This window comes from Geodermatophilus sp. SYSU D00708, from assembly GCF_054050115.1.
Window position 1 is genome coordinate 1 of record NZ_JBJGYS010000027.1, and the last position, 16,179, is coordinate 16,179.

General features: G+C 74.4%; 17 protein-coding genes. 12 read left to right on the forward strand and 5 right to left on the reverse strand.

Annotated features, from left to right (window positions below; translation table 11 throughout):
- A partial coding sequence (locus ACI79D_RS19570) for a PKD domain-containing protein (RefSeq protein WP_456920147.1) occupies window positions 1–3,895 on the reverse strand: 3,895 nt, incomplete at its 3' end.
- 255 nt (window positions 3,896–4,150) lie between these two features.
- Here ACI79D_RS19570 and ACI79D_RS19575 point away from each other — a divergent pair.
- From ACI79D_RS19575 to ACI79D_RS19600, 6 genes are all read left to right on the forward strand, one after another.
- Window positions 4,151–5,230: a sigma-70 family RNA polymerase sigma factor gene (locus ACI79D_RS19575; RefSeq protein WP_456920148.1), complete on the forward strand. Its 1,080-nt coding sequence runs from the start codon at window positions 4,151–4,153 to the stop codon at window positions 5,228–5,230.
- Window positions 5,227–6,132, forward strand: coding sequence for an STAS domain-containing protein (locus ACI79D_RS19580; RefSeq protein ID WP_456920149.1), 906 nt, complete (start codon window positions 5,227–5,229; stop codon window positions 6,130–6,132). Before ACI79D_RS19575 ends, ACI79D_RS19580 begins: the two co-directional genes overlap by 4 nt.
- Window positions 6,129–6,515 (forward strand): STAS domain-containing protein, encoded by a 387-nt coding sequence (locus ACI79D_RS19585; RefSeq protein ID WP_456920150.1) that lies wholly within the window; start codon window positions 6,129–6,131, stop codon window positions 6,513–6,515. The genes ACI79D_RS19580 and ACI79D_RS19585 overlap by 4 nt, the downstream gene beginning before the upstream one ends.
- The gene (locus tag ACI79D_RS19590) at window positions 6,512–6,793 is read left to right on the forward strand and encodes a phosphatase RsbU N-terminal domain-containing protein (RefSeq protein WP_456920151.1); all 282 of its coding nucleotides are present in this window, start codon (window positions 6,512–6,514) and stop codon (window positions 6,791–6,793) included. Before ACI79D_RS19585 ends, ACI79D_RS19590 begins: the two co-directional genes overlap by 4 nt.
- 75 nt (window positions 6,794–6,868) lie before the next feature.
- The gene (locus ACI79D_RS19595; RefSeq protein ID WP_456920152.1) at window positions 6,869–7,237 is read left to right on the forward strand and encodes a hypothetical protein; all 369 of its coding nucleotides are present in this window, start codon (window positions 6,869–6,871) and stop codon (window positions 7,235–7,237) included.
- Window positions 7,234–7,365: a hypothetical protein gene (locus tag ACI79D_RS19600; protein WP_456920153.1), complete on the forward strand. Its 132-nt coding sequence runs from the start codon at window positions 7,234–7,236 to the stop codon at window positions 7,363–7,365. The genes ACI79D_RS19595 and ACI79D_RS19600 overlap by 4 nt, the downstream gene beginning before the upstream one ends.
- Here ACI79D_RS19600 and ACI79D_RS19605 read toward each other — a convergent pair.
- Entirely contained in the window at window positions 7,359–7,871 is a 513-nt protein-coding gene (locus ACI79D_RS19605) for a DinB family protein (protein WP_456920154.1), read from the reverse strand. The two genes, ACI79D_RS19600 and ACI79D_RS19605, sit on opposite strands and share 7 nt — an antisense overlap.
- Window positions 7,872–7,974: 103 nt before the next feature.
- Between ACI79D_RS19605 and ACI79D_RS19610 the strand changes: the two genes are divergently transcribed.
- Window positions 7,975–8,193: a hypothetical protein gene (locus ACI79D_RS19610; RefSeq protein WP_456920155.1), complete on the forward strand. Its 219-nt coding sequence runs from the start codon at window positions 7,975–7,977 to the stop codon at window positions 8,191–8,193.
- 12 nt (window positions 8,194–8,205) lie between these two features.
- Here ACI79D_RS19610 and ACI79D_RS19615 read toward each other — a convergent pair whose 3' ends face one another.
- Complete coding sequence (locus ACI79D_RS19615; protein WP_456920156.1) at window positions 8,206–8,856, reverse strand: response regulator transcription factor; 651 nt, start codon at window positions 8,854–8,856, stop codon at window positions 8,206–8,208.
- Between the two features lie 321 nt (window positions 8,857–9,177).
- Between ACI79D_RS19615 and ACI79D_RS19620 the strand changes: the two genes are divergently transcribed.
- Window positions 9,178–10,215 carry a GGDEF domain-containing protein gene (locus ACI79D_RS19620; RefSeq protein ID WP_456920157.1) on the forward strand — a complete coding sequence of 346 codons (1,038 nt, stop codon included), beginning with the start codon at window positions 9,178–9,180 and terminating at the stop codon, window positions 10,213–10,215.
- A gap of 22 nt (window positions 10,216–10,237) precedes the next feature.
- On the opposite strand, the gene ACI79D_RS19625 is transcribed toward ACI79D_RS19620, so the two are convergent.
- On the reverse strand, window positions 10,238–11,701 hold the full coding sequence (locus tag ACI79D_RS19625; protein ID WP_456920158.1) for a protein adenylyltransferase SelO: 1,464 nt from the start codon (window positions 11,699–11,701) through the stop codon (window positions 10,238–10,240).
- A gap of 124 nt (window positions 11,702–11,825) precedes the next feature.
- On the opposite strand from ACI79D_RS19625, the gene ACI79D_RS19630 reads away from it, so the two are divergent.
- From ACI79D_RS19630 to ACI79D_RS19645, 4 genes are all read left to right on the forward strand, one after another.
- Window positions 11,826–12,302, forward strand: coding sequence for a DoxX family protein (locus tag ACI79D_RS19630; protein ID WP_456920159.1), 477 nt, complete (start codon window positions 11,826–11,828; stop codon window positions 12,300–12,302).
- A 31-nt stretch (window positions 12,303–12,333) separates the two neighbouring features.
- Window positions 12,334–12,828 (forward strand): SixA phosphatase family protein, encoded by a 495-nt coding sequence (locus tag ACI79D_RS19635; RefSeq protein ID WP_456920160.1) that lies wholly within the window; start codon window positions 12,334–12,336, stop codon window positions 12,826–12,828.
- Window positions 12,829–13,231: 403 nt separating this feature from the next.
- A complete protein-coding gene (locus ACI79D_RS19640; protein WP_456920161.1) occupies window positions 13,232–13,729 on the forward strand; it encodes a CAP domain-containing protein in 498 nt (165 codons plus the stop codon).
- Between the two features lie 75 nt (window positions 13,730–13,804).
- The gene (locus tag ACI79D_RS19645; protein ID WP_456920162.1) at window positions 13,805–14,179 is read left to right on the forward strand and encodes a RidA family protein; all 375 of its coding nucleotides are present in this window, start codon (window positions 13,805–13,807) and stop codon (window positions 14,177–14,179) included.
- Window positions 14,180–14,259: 80 nt separating this feature from the next.
- Here the strand turns inward: ACI79D_RS19645 and ACI79D_RS19650 are convergent, their stop codons facing one another.
- Entirely contained in the window at window positions 14,260–16,059 is a 1,800-nt protein-coding gene (locus ACI79D_RS19650; protein WP_456920163.1) for a hypothetical protein, read from the reverse strand.
- Window positions 16,060–16,179: the final 120 nt, after the last annotated feature.

Consider the following 16,179-nt stretch of genomic DNA (forward strand, 5'->3'; position numbering starts at 1 on the left):
ACTCGTTGGCCGCGTCGACCCGCCGGCCGACCACGTACATCGACACCGGACCACCCACCGGCGCCGCACTCAGCGCCAGCTTCGCCCGCACGTCGGCGTCGGTCACCGACACGTCACCCAGGTAGGCGCCGGTGTTGTTGCCCGCCCCCGGCAGGCCCAGCACCGCCGTCCCCGGCGTCACCGACAACCGCGACGCACCGGCCGAGGCCGTCCACGCCCCGCCCACGTCGGCCGTGCCCAGCCCGGCGGACACCGTCCGCCCGAACGCGTCGGCGGCGATCATCGCCGGGTCCGCCGGCGGGGCCGGGGCGACGACCGTCACCGAGCGGGTGGTGGTCGCCGTGGCGCCCCGGTCGTCGGTGACCGTCAGCCGGACCGGATAGGTGCCGGCCTGCCCGTAGGTGTGCGACGCCGTCCGGCCGGTGCCGGTGGCCCCGTCACCGAAGTCCCACGCGTAGGAGGCCACCGACCCGTCGGCGTCGGCCGACCCCGAGCCGTCGACCGAGACCGCGAGGGCCTCCGCCGCCGCGGTGAAGGCCGCCGTCGGGGCGGCGTTCTGCGGCTGGCTCCCCGCGCCCACCGGGGTGACGGCGAACGAGGTGACGCGGACCGCGGTGGCGGCGGTGGAGCTGCCGGCCCGGTAGGCGGCCAGGCCGACCGACCCGGCCTTCTGCAGGCCGGTGGTGGTGTCGGTGCGCGTGAGCTGCGGGGTGGTCGGCTCGGCGCTGCCCTCGGCCCAGACCGTGGCCTTCACCGTGGTCGTGCCGGTACCGGAGACCTGCACCCGCACGTTGAGCACCGTGCCGGCCCTGTAGGTCAGCCCCGGGACGACGACCTCACCGCCCGGCCACGCCTCGACGTTGCCGGCCACCCGGCTCAGCAGCAGCGACACCTGACCGCCGGCGGCGACCTTGACGTTGACCGCGTACTCGTTGGCCGCGTCGACCCGCCGGCCGACCACGTACATCGACACCGGACCACCCACCGGCGCCGCACTCAGCGCCAGCTTCGCCCGCACGTCGGCGTCGGTCAGCGACACGTCACCCAGGTAGGCGCCGGTGTTGTTGCCCGCCCCCGGCAGGCCCAGCACCGCCGTCCCCGGCGTCACCGACAACCGCGACGCGCCCACCGAGGCCGTCCACGCCCCGCCCACGTCGGCGGTGCCCAGCCCGGCGGACACCGTCCGCCCGAACGCGTCGGCGGCGATCGCCCCCGCCGGGGGCTCCTCCCCGCCGCCGGTCGGCGGCGCGGTCACCGTCACCTGCCGGCTGGTGGTGGCGGTCGCGCCGTCGTCGTCGGTGACCGTCAGCCGGACCGGATAGGTGCCGGCCTGCCGGTAGGTGTGCGACGCCGTCCGGCCGGTGCCGGTGGCCCCGTCACCGAAGTCCCACGCGTAGGAGGCCACCGACCCGTCGGCGTCGGCCGACCCCGAGCCGTCGACCGAGACCGCGAGAGCCTCCGCCGCCGCGGTGAAGGCCGCCGTCGGCGCCACGTTGGGTGCCGGCGCCGCCGCGTCGGCAGCCGCGTGGTGCGCGGCCACCTGCTCGGCGCTCAGCGTGGCCGGGTAGACCGCGACCTCGTCGACGGACCCGTTCAGCGACGCACTGGAGGGCGCGTCCGGAGCGCCGGTCAGGATGCCGGTACCGACCATCCAGTAGGCCGGACCCACGCGGGTGTTGGCCCGGGTCAGCGTCGGGTTGGCGGCCACCTGCTCGCCGTCCACGTACAGGGTGGTCCCGCCGGCACCGACGGTGGCGACCACGTGGTGCCACTTCCCGTCGTTGACCGGGGCGCTGCTGCGGACGGTCGTGTACCGGGTCACCCGGTCCTGCCCGCGGGCGGTCAGCCCGAAGGACAGCCGGCCACCGGAGTCCACGTACAGGGCCCGGTCGGTGTTGGCGACGTCGTCCTTCGGCGGGTTGGCCTCGCCGTACTGGGCGATCACGCCACCGGCGGTCGAGGTGGTGCGCACCCACGCCTCGACCGAGAAGGCGTTGCCCGGGGTGGACACGGTGGTCCCGGTCGCGGCGATCCCGGTCGCGGTGCCGTTCGCGGTGACGGCGGTGTCGCCGGGCACGGCGCCGGCGGTGCCGCGGGTGATCCCCGCGCCCTCGGTCAGGTTGGTCAGGCCCACGTGGTCGTAGGCGGTGCTGCCCGAGGGCTCGCCGAGCCGCCAGTACTGGGCGGGGCCGTCGGCCAGGACGCGGGTGGCGTAGGCGCTCGTGGTCGCGGCCACGGTCACCGTGTTGGACACCGAGCTGGTCACCGTGTTGCCGAACGGGTCGCTGACCGCCACCCGGTAGGACGCCGTGGAGCCCGCGGGCCGGGTGTCGGTGTAGCTCAGCGGCGGGGTGTTCCACCACTGCGACCGGGTGGTCACGGTGTGGACGGGCGTGGTCTCGCTGCCCCGGTAGACCTTGTAGGTGAGCTCCTCGTTGTCCATGTCCCAGGCGGAGTTCCACGTCAGCCGGACCGAGCCGGCCGTGGTGGAGGTGGCGTTGGGCCGCAGACCCGCGGCGGAGACCTCGGGCCCGCGCTTGTTCGGCGCGACGGACGGGTCGGCGAACCGCACCAGGGCCTGCTGCGGCTGGCCGTTCACGGTGGTGAACTCGCCGCCGTAGACGACGTAGTTACCACCACCGGTGACCGTCCAGGGGCCCTGGGCCTGACCGGTCACGGTGCCGGCGTTCATGGTCGGGAACCAGTCGAGGATCGCCGGGTGCGGGCGGCCCTCCCAGCTGCCGTAGCGCGGCACCTGCGTGGTGGCCTTGAGGATGCCGGTGGTCTCCACCGACATCGCGATGCCGCGCTTCCAGATCGAGTTGACGGCGGAGTCCGGGAAGTAGCCGGAGGTCTCGCAGTCGTGGGTGTGCCCGGCCTGGTAGACGACGGTGCCGTTGGACCAGGTGTCGTACGGGTCGCCGTGGCAGTCGTTCATCCACACCAGCTCCAGGGTGGTGGGGTCGAGCGCGACGGTGCCCTCGAAGTTGCCGACCTGGAAGCCGTAGACGTTCGCGTACGCGTGGACGCCGTCGGTCTCGAGGCTGAAGACGCCGCCGTTGTCACCGGCGTTGGTGATCCCGTAGTCCCACGTGTCGGTGTTGCCGCCGGTGGTGGCGTCGACCGAGGCCAGCGCGATCGCGGAGACCCCGTTGACCTGGTCGAACTGACCGCCGAAGAGCAGTCGGCTGCCGGTCGGGTCGAGGACCATGGCGCGGACGGTGGAGTTCGCGGTGGGAGCCCAGGCGGTCAGCGCGCCCGTGGTGGCGTTGAAGGAGGCCAGCCGGGTGCGGGTCTGCCCGCCCGCGGTCGTGAAGTCACCGCCGGCGTAGACGGTCGTCTTCGTGGCCAGCAGGGAGTACACCGGCTTGTTGATCGTCGGGGCGAAGCCGGTCACCAATCTGCCGGTGGCGGTCTCGAAGGCGGCGACGTGCCCGCGGGCGACGCCGTCCACGGTGGTGAAGTCGCCGCCGACGTAGATCCGGGAGCCGTCGGGCGAGGCGACGACGGTGCGGCCCTGCCCGTTGAGCGTGTGGTTGAAGGTCGTGATCAGCGCGCCGGTGCGGATGTCGAAGGCGAGCAGGTTGGCCCGCGGCGTGGTGTTGACCCCCGGGGCCGCGCCGGCCGGACGGGCGGTCTTGAAGCTCCCGGTGGCGTACACGGTGTTGCCCACCGTCGCCATGGACCAGACGACGCCGTCGACCTGCACGGTGCCCAGCGCGTCCGCCGCGACGGTGGCCGGCGTGCCCGCGGGGGGCCGGGTGTCGGCCGCGGCGGTGCCGGGCGTGGCCACCCCCATGACGACGAGGCCGGCGGTGAGCGCTCCGCAGACGGCCGTGGAGCCGGCTCGGCGCAGAGCTCTGCTCCTCGTGCGTGGGACGGTGTTGGACGCCATATGGGACTCCCCCGTGGATCATTACCGACAGTACGGACGGACCCGTCCCACGGACGCACGGACGAGGTCACACGCGTCCCCAGTGGTGACGGACCGGCGCAAATCATCACGTTGCGTGACCTGTGGTCAAGAGCGCGGCCACCCTCGGGGCGGCACGTTCACACGATCGGATGCGCCGCCCCGGAACACGCCCGGGAGGAGGACGGGGCGCGCTCGCCGCGCCGGGGCACGGCCGACGGCGGTAGCGTCCCGCGGATGGCGGCCGTCGAGCCGGTGGGAGCCCCGGAGGAGGGCGGCGAGTCTCCGGACGTCGCTGCCCTGATCCCGCTCGTGCGCCGGATCGTGGCCTCCCGCGTGCCGGACGCCGCCACCGCCGACGACCTGGTGCAGGAGACGCTGACCCGGGTGCTGGCCGCGGCCGAGCGGATCGAGCCGGGCATGCTCGAGCCCTACGCGATCGTGACCGCGCGCAACGTGGTGGCCTCCCTGTGGCGGGACCAGGACCGGCAGCGGCGCAACCAGCACCGGGTCGTCGACCTGCGGCCCCCGGAGGCCCCCGACGAGGACGTCCTCGCCCAGGAGGACCGGGCGGCGGTCACCGAGGCGCTGGGCCGGCTGTCCGAGCGGGAGCGGGCCACGCTGCTCGCCCACGAGGTCGCCGGGCAGGACACCCGCTCCCTCGCCGCCGAGCTCGGCTCCACCGCGGGAGCGGTCGCGGCGCAGCTGAACCGGACCCGCGCCCGGCTCCGGGTGGAGTACCTGCTGGTGTCCGAGCGGGTGGAGCCCCCGACGGAGCGCTGCCGGCCGGTGCTGCTCGCGCTCTCCAGCGGCGACCGGCGTCGGCAGCGGGAGGTCGACGCGGCCCGCCACCTGCTGGAGTGCGAGGTCTGCGCGCGGCTGGCCGAGCCGCTGCTCGGGCGCGGGCGGCCGCGGGACGACGACGTGCGGGTCGCCGTCCGCAAGGACGCCGACATCGTCGCCGCCCGCCAGGCCGCCCGTGAGCTGGCCACCCGGCTGGGCTTCTCCCCCACCGACATCACGCTGATCGCCACCGCGGTCTCCGAGGTGGCCCGCAACATCGTGCGCTTCGCCGACTCGGGCGAGGTCGTCGTGGCCGAGCTGAGCGAGCCGCGCTGCGGCATCTCGATCGTCGCCCGCGACGTCGGCCCCGGGATCCCCGACGTGGAGCAGGCGTTGCAGGACGGATACAGCACCTACGCGGGGCTCGGGCTGGGACTGCCCGGCGCCCGGCGGCTGATGGACGAGTTCGCGGTGGTCTCCGAGACCGGCCGCGGGACGACGGTGACGATGACGAAGTGGCGGGGAGAGGCATGAGCCGGAACGAGACCGAGACCGTGACCGCGGACCCGACCGAGGACGCGCGGCACCTCGACCAGGACGTGCTGCTCCCCCAGCTCGTCGCGCACCTGCGCGAGCACCGCACGCGGCTGCGCCAGGAGTGGGCCCAGCGGATCCAGGAGGCGCACCTGCTGCAGGCGATGACCTCCCAGGAGATGGCCGCCGAGACCACGCTGGTCTACGACAACTACGTCGAGGTGCTGGAGACCGGCAGCGTGGAGGCGCTCCAGCACTACGCCCGCGACCTCTCCGAGCGGATCATCCCGCGCGGCGTGGAGACCCACGAGGTCGTCGGCATCGTGCTGCTGCTGCGCGACGTCCTCGCCCGGTCGCTGTTCGAGAAGTACCAGCGCGACTTCGCGCTGCTCAACCGGGTGCTCGACGCCTACGAGCCGGCCGCCAACCGGATCGCCAACACCGTCGCGGTGAGCTTCGTCGAGGAGCGCGAGCGGGTCATCCGTCAGCAGCAGGACAGCATCCGGGAGCTGTCCACGCCGGTGCTGCCGGTGCGCGAGCGGCTGCTCATCCTGCCGATCATCGGGATGCTCGACCGCGAGCGCGCCCGGCAGCTGACCGTGCAGCTGCTCAGCGGGATCCGCACACACCGGGCGAAGGTGGTGGTCGTCGACATCACCGGCGTCCCGGACGTCGACGAGTCCGTGGCCAACCACCTCGTCCGGACCGTCGACGCCTCGCGGCTCATGGGCGCGAGCGTGATCATCACCGGGCTGTCGCCGGACATCGCCCAGACGCTGGTCACCATCGGGGTCGACCTGTCGAAGATGAACACGATCGGCGACCTGCAGGGCGGTCTCGAGGAGGCCGAGCGGCTGCTGGGCTACTCGGTCGCCCGCGACGACGGGGGCAACGGGACGTGACCGGCCCGCGGCTGTTCTCCATCCTGCGACAGGGCCCCTACCTGATCGCCTCGGTGCACACCGCCCTCGACGACTCGCAGCTGCTGCGGTTCCAGCAGGACCTGGTCGAGCGGATCGGCGCCGACCGCGCCCGCGGGGTCGTCATCGACGTCGCCGCCCTCGACGTCCTGGACTCCTTCGGCACCCGGACGCTGCGCGGCATCGCCGCGATGGCCCGGCTACGTGGAGCGGTGACCGTCGTCGTCGGCATCCAGCCCGACGTCGCCTTCACCATGGTGGAGCTCGGCATGGACACCGGGTCGGTGACCACCGCGCTGGACCTGGAGGAGGGTCTGGCCGAGCTCGACCGGCAGCTGGCGGCGCCGCCGGTCTCGCGTGCATGAGCGCGCACGGCGACCTGCTGCGCGACTACCGCGCGGCCTTCCTGCGGTACCTGTCGCGGCACGAGGAGACCTCGCTCACCGCCGGCTACCAGCTGGGGCGCCGCACGCTGGCCGCCGGACGCGGCCTGCTCGAGGTGGTGCAGGTGCACCACGAGGTCCTCATCGAGGTGCTGCGGGACAGCCCGGCCGACGAGGTGCAGGCGGTGGCCCGCTCGGCGTCGGCCTTCCTGCTCGAGGTGCTGGCCAGCTACGACATGGCCCGGCGCGGCCCCTCCTGACCCCCGCGTCATCCCCGGGCGTCGGCGACGTCTTCCTCCTCGACCGGCCGGGTGGCCAGCGAGGGGGAGGCGACTGTGACGACGCGACGCTCCACGGACGACGGGGACCAGCTGCCGCGGTGCGGGTCGGGGCACGCTCGCACCACCGTCTCCGCGGGGTGCGCCGACCGCGTCCCCTCCGTCCCGCCGGGAGGCTCCCGGCCGGCCCGGACGCCGGACGCCGGCCGCGGGGTCATCGAGCAGCTGCGGCAGGCGGCCGTGTACGTGGAGACGGCGGCGGTGCTGGAGCGCCGGGCGGGGCGGTCGGCCGACCCGGCGCTGGCCGCCCTGCTGCGGGAGCGGGCCGAGGTGCGCCGCCGGACGGCCGAGCGGCTGCGGGCCGCGCTCGCCGCGCAGCGGCCGCTCCCCCTCCGGCTCCCCGCCGCGGACCAGGAGTGGTCGTGAGCCCGCTGGTCTGGCTCCTGGTGGCGTGGGCGGCGGCCACCGCGGGCACGGCGCTCTGGTACGCCCGCGCGTTCCGGCGCACCGAGTGCGGACCCCGGGGCGGCCACCACCGGTGGCTGTCTCAGTAGTAGCTCCTCGTGCCGTCCAGCTGCTCCCGGAGCAGGTCGAGGTGGCCGACGTGGCGGGCCACCTCCTCGATGACGTGGAGGAGCACCCAGCGCAGGGTCAGGCCGTCGGCGGAGTGCTCGGCGTTGCGCCCGAGGGCGTCCAGCGACCACTCCCCGACGACGTCGTCGGAGACGGCGCACTGGCGCTCGTACTCGTCGAGCAGCACCCGCAGCGGGGTGTCACCGACCTGGAAGTCGGCGTCGGGGACGTCGCCGAACTGCGGGTTCCCGTCGGTGGGCCGGTCGAGGAAGAGCACCTCGAACCAGCAGTGCTCGACCCAGCGCAGGTGGGACACCAGCCCCGCGACGGTCATCGCCGGCGAGGTGGGCAGCAGGGCGCGGCGGGCGTCGTCCTCGGAGAGCCCCTCGCACTTGTGGTGCACCAGCGCCCGCTGCAGGTCCAGCCAGCCGACCAGCTGGGTCCGTTCGTCGGCCGTCCCGGGTGGGCGGGTGCGGGGTGGGGTCACCCTCCCGGACCGTAGTGCGTCCGCGGCCGGGCCCGGGGCGGGCGGCCGCGGTCGGTGCCGGTCCCCTGCATCCACGGCGGGGCGCTCTCGGGAAGGGGATGGCGTGGACTCCCCCGCACCGCACCCGGACTGGGTCCTGCAGCCGCTCCTCGACCTCGGGCTCGGCGTCGAGCGGATCCGGACCCTGGTGTACCGGCTCTCCTTCGAGGTCGTCGTCCGGGACGGCCACCCCTCGGTGGCCCACCTCCGGGCCGTCGTGGCCGACGAGCCGCCGGCCGTGCGGCGCGCGTGGACCGAGGTGATCGGCCGCCTGATCGCCTGAGCCGGCAGGCGGTCAGTCCTGGCTGGGGCCCAGCAGCCCGAGCTGCTGGGCCTTCACCACGGCCTCCAGCTGCGAGCGGACGCCGAGCTTGACGTGCAGCGACTTCACGTAGCCGCGGCAGGTCTCCAGGGTGATCCCGAGGACCCGGGCGATCGCCTTGACCTGCATCCCCCGGCCCAGGCAGTCCAGCACCTCCTGCTCGCGGCGGGTCAGGCGCGGGCGTTCCTCGTTCACCGGGACCGGCCGGCTCCCGGCCGCCGACGACACGGTGAACGTGGAGGGGGCGACGAGCATCTGGCCGGGCCGCACCCGGGACAGCACGTCGATCATCTCGGCCAGGGAGCCGTCCTTGGGGATGAACGCCGACGCACCGGCCTGGGTCGCACGCACCACCCAGTCCGGGTCGCGGTGCGCGGTGACCACGGCGACGACGGCGCCCGGGGCGACCTCGCGCACCCGGCGGGTCGCCGACAGCCCGTCCTGCCGCGGCATCTCGATGTCCATGACCACGATGTCCGGCTGGGTGTCGCGGGCCACGGCGATGGCCTCCGCGGCGGAGTGCGCCGTCCCCAGGACCTCCATCCCGGCGACCTCGAGGGCACCGCAGAGCAGTTCGGCGAAGGTGCGGTGGTCGTCGACGACGAGCACTCGCGGGGGGTCCAAGGTGGCACGGTCGAACTGGTGGGACTGGGCGAGCACGGTTCCCCCGCGGATCGGGCGCCCCCCTGTTGGAGCGCGCGACCATGAGACGGTCGAGCGACACGCCCGAGGAAGGGTCCTAGGACCAAGTCCTGACCAAAGTCCCTACGCGTGGATCTCGCCGGTCAGCGCGTCGGGACCCGACGTATCGGAAAGGCCGCGTTCCGGTATCGTGACGCGCGCCACAGCCGCGGTGGGCCGGGCCTGCGAGCGCCCCCGGCGGACGGCACCCCCGGACGGGTGACGGCCGCTCAACCTCGCCGCGCGGCACCCGATGGCTGTTGCGTGAAGCTGCCGTCGTCGCTGCGCGCCCGCAACCCACGGGCGTCGCTGCGCAGCGCCGCCGTCATCCTGCTGGTGGCCGCGGGGACCCTGGCCGGCTTCACCACCTTCGAGGACTCCACCGGCGGGCCGCTGGTGCTGGCCTCGTCGTGGGTCGGGGTGGCGGTGCTGGTCGTCGCGGCCGCGGTCTGCGCCCTGGGTCCGGCCGAGGGACTGGACCGCCGCGGCGCCGGCGTCCTCGTCGGGCTCGGCGGCGTCGTCCTGCAGTGCCTGCTGAACCTCGTGACCGAGGACGCCTCCGCCGCCGCGCAGGCGTTCTACGCCTTCCCGGTCCTCTGGGCCGCCGCGCACCTGCGCGCGGGGGCGGTCGTGCTGGTGGTCACCGCGGCGGTGACGGCGGACCTGACCACGCTGCTCCTGCTGGTGCCCGCGCACCAGGCGGTCACCGACGGCGTGTTCTTCGGCGCCGTCCTCGTCGTCATGGGGCTGGTGCTGGCCCGCGCCGGGCGGACGCAGGACCGGCTCGTGGCCGCGCTGCGGGAGCAGGCGACGGTCGACTCCCTGACCGGGCTGGCCAACCGGCGATCGTTCGAGAGCGCCGTGGAGACGGCGCTGGCCTCGCGCACGAGCCACGGCACCGGCCTGGTCCTCATCGACGTCGACGCGTTCAAGACGATCAACGACACCTACGGGCACCTGGTCGGAGACGACGTGCTGGTCCACCTCGCCGGGGTGCTGCGCCGGCAGGTGCGCTCCGGCGACGCCGTCCTCTCCCGGCTCGGCGGCGACGAGCTCGCCGTGCTGCTGCCGGGCTGCACCGCGGAGGCAGCCGCGCGGCGCGGCGACCAGTTGCTGGCCGCCGTGCACGCCGGGTCGATCGCCCTCGCCGACGGCACGGAGCTGCCCCTGTCGATCAGCGTCGGGGTGGCCCACGTGGCGCACGCGACCGGGGACCTGAAGGAGCTCTACGCTGCGGCGGACACCGCCCTCTACCGGGCCAAGCGCGCCGGCCGCGGCCAGGTGGCCGTCGGCAGCCACTGACCGTCCTCCGAGGGGCCCGGGCTCAGGTGCCGCAGAAGGTCACGTAGCGGCCGGCGTTCCCCGGAGCGGGCGCCGCGTAACGCTCCAGGCCGGGACGCTCGTCGAACGGGCGGGCCAGCACCTCCAGCAGCCGCTCCAGCGGGCCCAGGTCGTCGTCGTGCGCCGCGGTCAGCGCCTCCTCGACCAGGTGGTTGCGGGGGGTGTAGACGGGGTTGGTCCGGTCCATGAGGTCGGCGTCCGGCCCGAGGGCCCGCCACCGCTGCACCCAGGCGTCGAACGCGGCGAGGTCGAGGACGAGGCGGCGCGCGGGCTCGGCGTCGTCGCGGGCGGCGGCGCCGAGGGCGCGGAAGAACGACGTGTAGTCGACGGAGTTGTCCCGGAGCAGGGTGAGCAGCTCGTCGACGAGGGCGGCGGCGACCGCGTCGTCCAGCCCCTCGGGCAGGCCGAGCTTGGCCCGCATGCCCGCCGACCACACGGCGCCGTACTGCCGGCGGAACCCGCCGAGCGACTCGACGGCGAGGGCGACCGCCTGGTCCTGGTCCTCGTGCAGCAGCGGCAGCAGCGCCTCGGCGAACCGGGCCAGGTTCCACTCGGCGACCACCGGCTGGTTGCCGTAGGCGTAGCGGCCGCTCTCGTCGATCGAGCTGAACACCGTGGCCGGGTCGAAGACGTCGAGGAAGGCGCACGGCCCGTAGTCGATGGTCTCGCCGGAGATCGTCACGTTGTCGGTGTTCATGACCCCGTGCACGAAGCCGACGAGCATCCACCGGGCCACCAGCGACGCCTGCGCTGCGACGACCGCCTCGAACAGTGCGAGGTGGGGCTGCTCGGCCTCCGCCGCGGCGGGGTGGTGCCGGGCGATCGCGGCATCGGCGAGGCGGCGCAGGAGGTCGACGTCGTCGGTGGCGCGGGCGTACTGGAAGCTGCCGACGCGCAGGTGGCTGCTCGCGACGCGGGCCAGGACCGCGCCCGGCAGCAGGGTCTCCCGGCGCACCGGGCGGCCGGTGGCCACGACGGCGAGCGAGCGGGTCGTCGGGACGCCGAGGGCGTGCATCCCCTCGCTCACGACGTACTCGCGCAGCATCGGCCCGAGCGCGGCCAGCCCGTCGCCGCCGCGGGAGAACGGCGTGCGCCCCGAGCCCTTGAGGTGCAGCTCGCGCAGCCGGCCGTCGGCGTCGGTCAGCTCGCCGAGCAGCAGGGCGCGGCCGTCGCCGAGCCGCGGGGAGTACCAGCCGAACTGGTGGCCGGCGTAGGCCTGGGCGACCGGGTGGGCGTCGGCGGGGAGGGAGGTGCCCACCAGCAGGCCGACGCCGTCCTCGCTGCGCAGCGCGGCCGGGTCGAGCCCGAGCTCGGCGGCCAGCCGGTCGTTCAGGACGAGCAGCCGTGGGGACGGCGCCTCCTCCGCGCGCCACGGGACCGCCAGCTCCGGCAGCTCACGGGCGAAGCGGTCGTGCAGGACGACGGTCGGGGCCGGTGCGACGCTCACCCTCCCCACGGTACGTACGCGGCCGGGGAGCGGCTCCCGGCGATGTCGATCCGGGGGCCGCTCGTTCGTCGTCCTGGTGAGGCCCGGGCAACCCCGCCCGGGCGGCACCCGGGAGGACTCCCCGATGACCACCACCGACCGCACCCCGCTCGTCCGGGACACCGCCGTGACCCGGACCACCCGCGACCTCGTCCTGCTCGTCGCCCGGATCGGCCTGGGCGTGCTGATGGTCGGCCACGCGAAGGTCGAGTACGACTTCGGCGGCAGCCTCGCCGGGGTCGGGCAGCTCTTCGCCCAGAGCGGCGTCCCGCTCGGCACGGTCACCGGCCCGGCCAACGTGCTCTTCGAGCTGGTCGGCGGGATCGCGATGATCGTCGGCGCCGCGGTGCCGGTCGTCGGCGTGGTGATGGCGCTGAACATGGCCGGGGCCTGGCTGTTCGTGCACACCAGCGGCCTGTACGCGATGGACCACAACGGCCCCGAGCTGGTCATCGCGATCGGGCTGCTCAGCCTCGTCCTCGCGGTGACCGGCTCGGGCCGCTTCGGGATCGACCACCTCGTCGTACGGCGCCCGCGCCACCGGTCCCGGTCCGCGGCCTGACCGGGCCGGCCGGGAGTGCCAGACTCGGCCGGTGCAGCACCGACTCGTGCTCGTCCGCCATGCCGAGGCCGCGCACGCCGCCGTGGACGCCGACCGCCCGCTCACCGAGCACGGTTCCCGGGCGGCGGCGGCCATCGGCGCCTGGCTCCGGCGGACCGGCCTGGTCCCCGACCGGGTGCTGGTCTCCCCCGCACGCCGGGCGGCGCAGACCTGGGAGCAGGCCGGCGCGGCCGCGCCGTCGCCCGTGGTGGACCTGCGCATCTACGGCAACTCCGTCGCCGCGCTGCTGGCCGCCGTCCGCGAGACCCCGGACGACGTCGCGACCCTCGCCCTGGTCGGCCACAACCCGTCCATCCAGGGGCTCGCCGCCCTCCTGGACGACGGGAACGGCAGCCCGCCGGCGCGCCGCGGCCTCGAGGCGGGCTTCCGCGCCGGCGGCGTGGCCGTCCTCGACCTCGACGTGCCGTGGGCCGACCTCGCGCCGGGCGCCGCGTCGCTGACCGCCTACGAGGTCCCCGGCGCCTGAGGGCGAGGACCCGCCGGAGCGTCGCCGTCCCGCGTCCGGAGGCGGTGTTGCCGCACGACCGTCCGCGCTAGCGTCCGGCCCCGCGGAACGACCCCGCATCGCAGACGGTGCAGAGCCCGACGGAGCAGTCCCCCGCCGTCGCGGGGATCCCGCCGGGCCGACGGTTCCGTCCACCGGTGCGGGGTGCACGCCGGCGAACCGCCGGCCGAGGCGAACCGCAGCGCACCGGGAACGCTGCCGGGACGGCCTCCCCCATCTCCCTGGCGCGCTCTCCTCCGAGGACGAGGAGGAGTCGAACGGGCGGGCGCACCGCCCGGGTCGCGCCGTTCCACACGAAGCGGAGGACGAGATGATGCACTCCGGACGCACTCGCACCCTCGGGGCACTGGGCCTGATCGCAGGGTTGGCCGTTCCCGTGTGTGTGGCGACGACGGCGACCGCGGCCGTCCCGACGCTGGTGGACCCGGCCCAGATCCTCGACGCGCACAACGCCGCACGGGCCGAGGTGGGAACGGCGCCACTGGAGTGGTCGTCCACCCTGGAGGCCAGCGCACAGCAGTGGGCGGACCACCTGGCGGAGATCCACGGCCTGGAGCACAGCGGTCCCGGGGGCTCCGGTCACGGGGAGAACCTCTGGATGGGCACCCGGGACGTCTTCTCCGACGCCCAGAAGGTCACCTTCTGGACCGCGGAGGAGACGTTCTTCGTCCCGGGACAGACGTTCCCCGACGTCTCCAACACCGGGAACTGGGAGGACGTCGGCCACTACACCCAGATGGTCTGGTACGACTCGACCGCGATCGGGTGCGGCGTGGCCAGCGACGACGAGAACGACTACCTGGTCTGCCACTACGACCCGCCGGGCAACGTCGAGGGCGAGTACCCCCTGGGGCACCCGTGAGCGCGCAACGCCCGTGACCGGCTCGCTGTGGGTTCCCGGCACCAGCCGGCCCCCCGACGGCAGATGGTGGTGGACATGAGCAGCACTCCCCCTCCCTTACGGCCCGGCGTCGCCGCCGGCGGCTGGCTGGCGATCTCAGGCCAGGTGGGACTCGAGGACGGTGTCCTCGTCGAGGGGCCTCGTGCCCAGACGGCACAGGCACTGGCCAACCTGCGCCGGGTCGTGGAGTCACACGGCGCCGGACTGGCCGACGTGGTCAAGACCAACGTCTTCCTCGTCACCATGGACCACTACGCGGTCATGAACGAGGAGTACGCGAAGGTCTTCGCCGGCGCGCCACCGGCGCGGTCGGCGGTCGCCGTCCACCAGTTGCCACTCGGCGCGCTGGTCGAGATCGAGGCATGGGTCCACCTGCCCGGACACCGACCCCCTGACGCGGGCCCTCAGTAGCGGCCCTCTCCTGCTCGCTGACGATCCACCTGCCCGTCACCCGAACTCGTCCAGCCACGCGGGTCACCGCGAGAAGAGGCTCACGCGCGGTCTTCTCCGTTGCCGAGGGGCTCGTCGTACAGGTACAGCAGTCGCTGCAGCGCTTCACGGGTCTGGTCGAGTTCGGCGGTGAGCCGCAGCACGTCGAGGCGGAGGCCGAGCACCTGTTCCACGTGAGCAGAGATGTGGGGGTCGGAGGCGCCGGGCTCGGTCGCCACCAGGGCGGAACTCGTCGCCGCGTGCCGCTCCCGCGCAGGCTCCCGGAGACCCGGCAGAGCGGTGACGGACGTGCGGGCGGAGCGCTCCTCCATCCGTTTGCGCAGCGCCTCGGCCAGTGGTCGGTACGAGCCTCGGAACTCGGCACCCGGTCGTGCCGGAGCAACCGGCACACCATCCGCGTCGATGAACGTCGTCAGGTTGGCCGAGATGGTCCGACCGGCCCCATCCCACGGCGTGGAGAAACTCCACGACCACATGTACTGGCCGACGTACCACATCGGTTGCCCCGGCACGTCGTCCCACGGCCTGGATGACGCCGGGTCCGCGCCGAGCCCGACGACGTCGACCCAGCGTTCGAGCCTGGGCAGGATGCGGTCCCCGTGGGGGCAGGACGCGGCCAGCAGCCTCGCGAGCCGCGCGACCTCGGCCACGTCCCGTCGCTCGGCCGGCGCCTCGCGCTCGGACTGCTCGGACGGCGAGGCTGCTGCGACCGGCTGGACGCCGTAGCCCTCGATCAGGCGGTCCGTGCTCCCGGCCCCCCGGAGGTCGTGGTGATGCCCCGAACCGCCCCGCGGCCGCGGGAGGCCGGCGCCGTGGGTCGCTCCCGCCGCGGATCCCGCGCCCGGGTCGGAGACCGGGCGTGGGACGGCGACGTGAGAGCCGCCGTGGGACCACCGATCGGTCCAGGGGTGGTGCTCGGTGGGGGACGGGTCCGGACGGAGGCCGTGGGGAGGCGAGGCGGCAGCCCACTGCGCGACTGGAGGGGAACCAGGACCCGGCTCCACGACCACCGGACGGTCGTCCACGAGCTGCAGAGGCTGCACCACACTCCTGCGCGGAGCGGATCGGTGGGCGCCGTGGGCGCCGCGCCGCGGCCGGAGGAGCCGCAGCCACAGGTCCCGGCCGGCGAGCAGCCAGGACGCCCCGAAGGCCCAGGTGGCGACGGTCTCCGACGCGAACAGCAGCGGAAGCGGCCCGAGGTCGAGCTCCAGGTGGTTCCCGAGCGCTGCCGCGGCGATGCCCAGCAGGACCACCCCGCCACACAGGCCGTGGAGGCACGTCGCCGTGAGGCTGCCGCCGTGGATCCGCTCCCGGCGGGCGAAGAGGAACGAGAGAGCAGCCAGCAGCAGGAAGCACCCGCCCGCAGCGATCAGGTGCACGTGTTCCGTCCGGACCTCCCCGAGCAACTGCTCCATCGGCGAGCAGCCCGACGGGGCCGGCGTGCTGCCGCACCTGGGCGCTCCCGCAGGGGAGCCCGGCTGCCCGATCGGGAAGAACACCACGCCGAGCAGGGCCAGCCCCGCGAGCAGGCTCAGCCAGAAGTCCCACGTCCACGGTCGTCCCGCGAGATAGGTCGCCAGCAGGACGGCGATGATGCACAGAGCCCCGACGAACACGTCCTGCATCGACGTGTGGTAGTAGGAGCTCAGCGAGCTGCCGACGTGCAGCCCGTCGCCCCGGACCCAGCTCTCCCCGGCGATCAGGACGAGGGGCAGCAGGATGCCGATCAGCCCGACCGCCGTCCGGATGAGCAGGTAGGAGCGGACGTAGAGCACCGCCGGATCGCTGCGGTCGGACAGGTCACGCGGGCGTGGAAGGGTGTCCGGGCTCGGCTGACGCATCGCACCTCCGCATCGGCTGCCCCACCGATGGCCACGGGGCAGCGCCAGTTGGGAGACGACCGCGCCTCGCCGCGCCACCCCGGGCCCTCGGGAAGGCGCGAGGAGCCGTCGATGTCGCGG

Coding starts and splice junctions, on each gene's coding strand:
- ACI79D_RS19630 (WP_456920159.1), top strand. CDS start 11,826: ATGACCACCACCGACCGCACCCCGCTCGTCCGGGACACCGCCGTGACC.
- ACI79D_RS19580 (WP_456920149.1), top strand. CDS start 5,227: ATGAGCCGGAACGAGACCGAGACCGTGACCGCGGACCCGACCGAGGAC.
- ACI79D_RS19590 (WP_456920151.1), top strand. CDS start 6,512: ATGAGCGCGCACGGCGACCTGCTGCGCGACTACCGCGCGGCCTTCCTG.
- ACI79D_RS19645 (WP_456920162.1), top strand. CDS start 13,805: ATGAGCAGCACTCCCCCTCCCTTACGGCCCGGCGTCGCCGCCGGCGGC.
- ACI79D_RS19650 (WP_456920163.1), bottom strand. CDS start 16,059: ATGCGTCAGCCGAGCCCGGACACCCTTCCACGCCCGCGTGACCTGTCC.
- ACI79D_RS19575 (WP_456920148.1), top strand. CDS start 4,151: ATGGCGGCCGTCGAGCCGGTGGGAGCCCCGGAGGAGGGCGGCGAGTCT.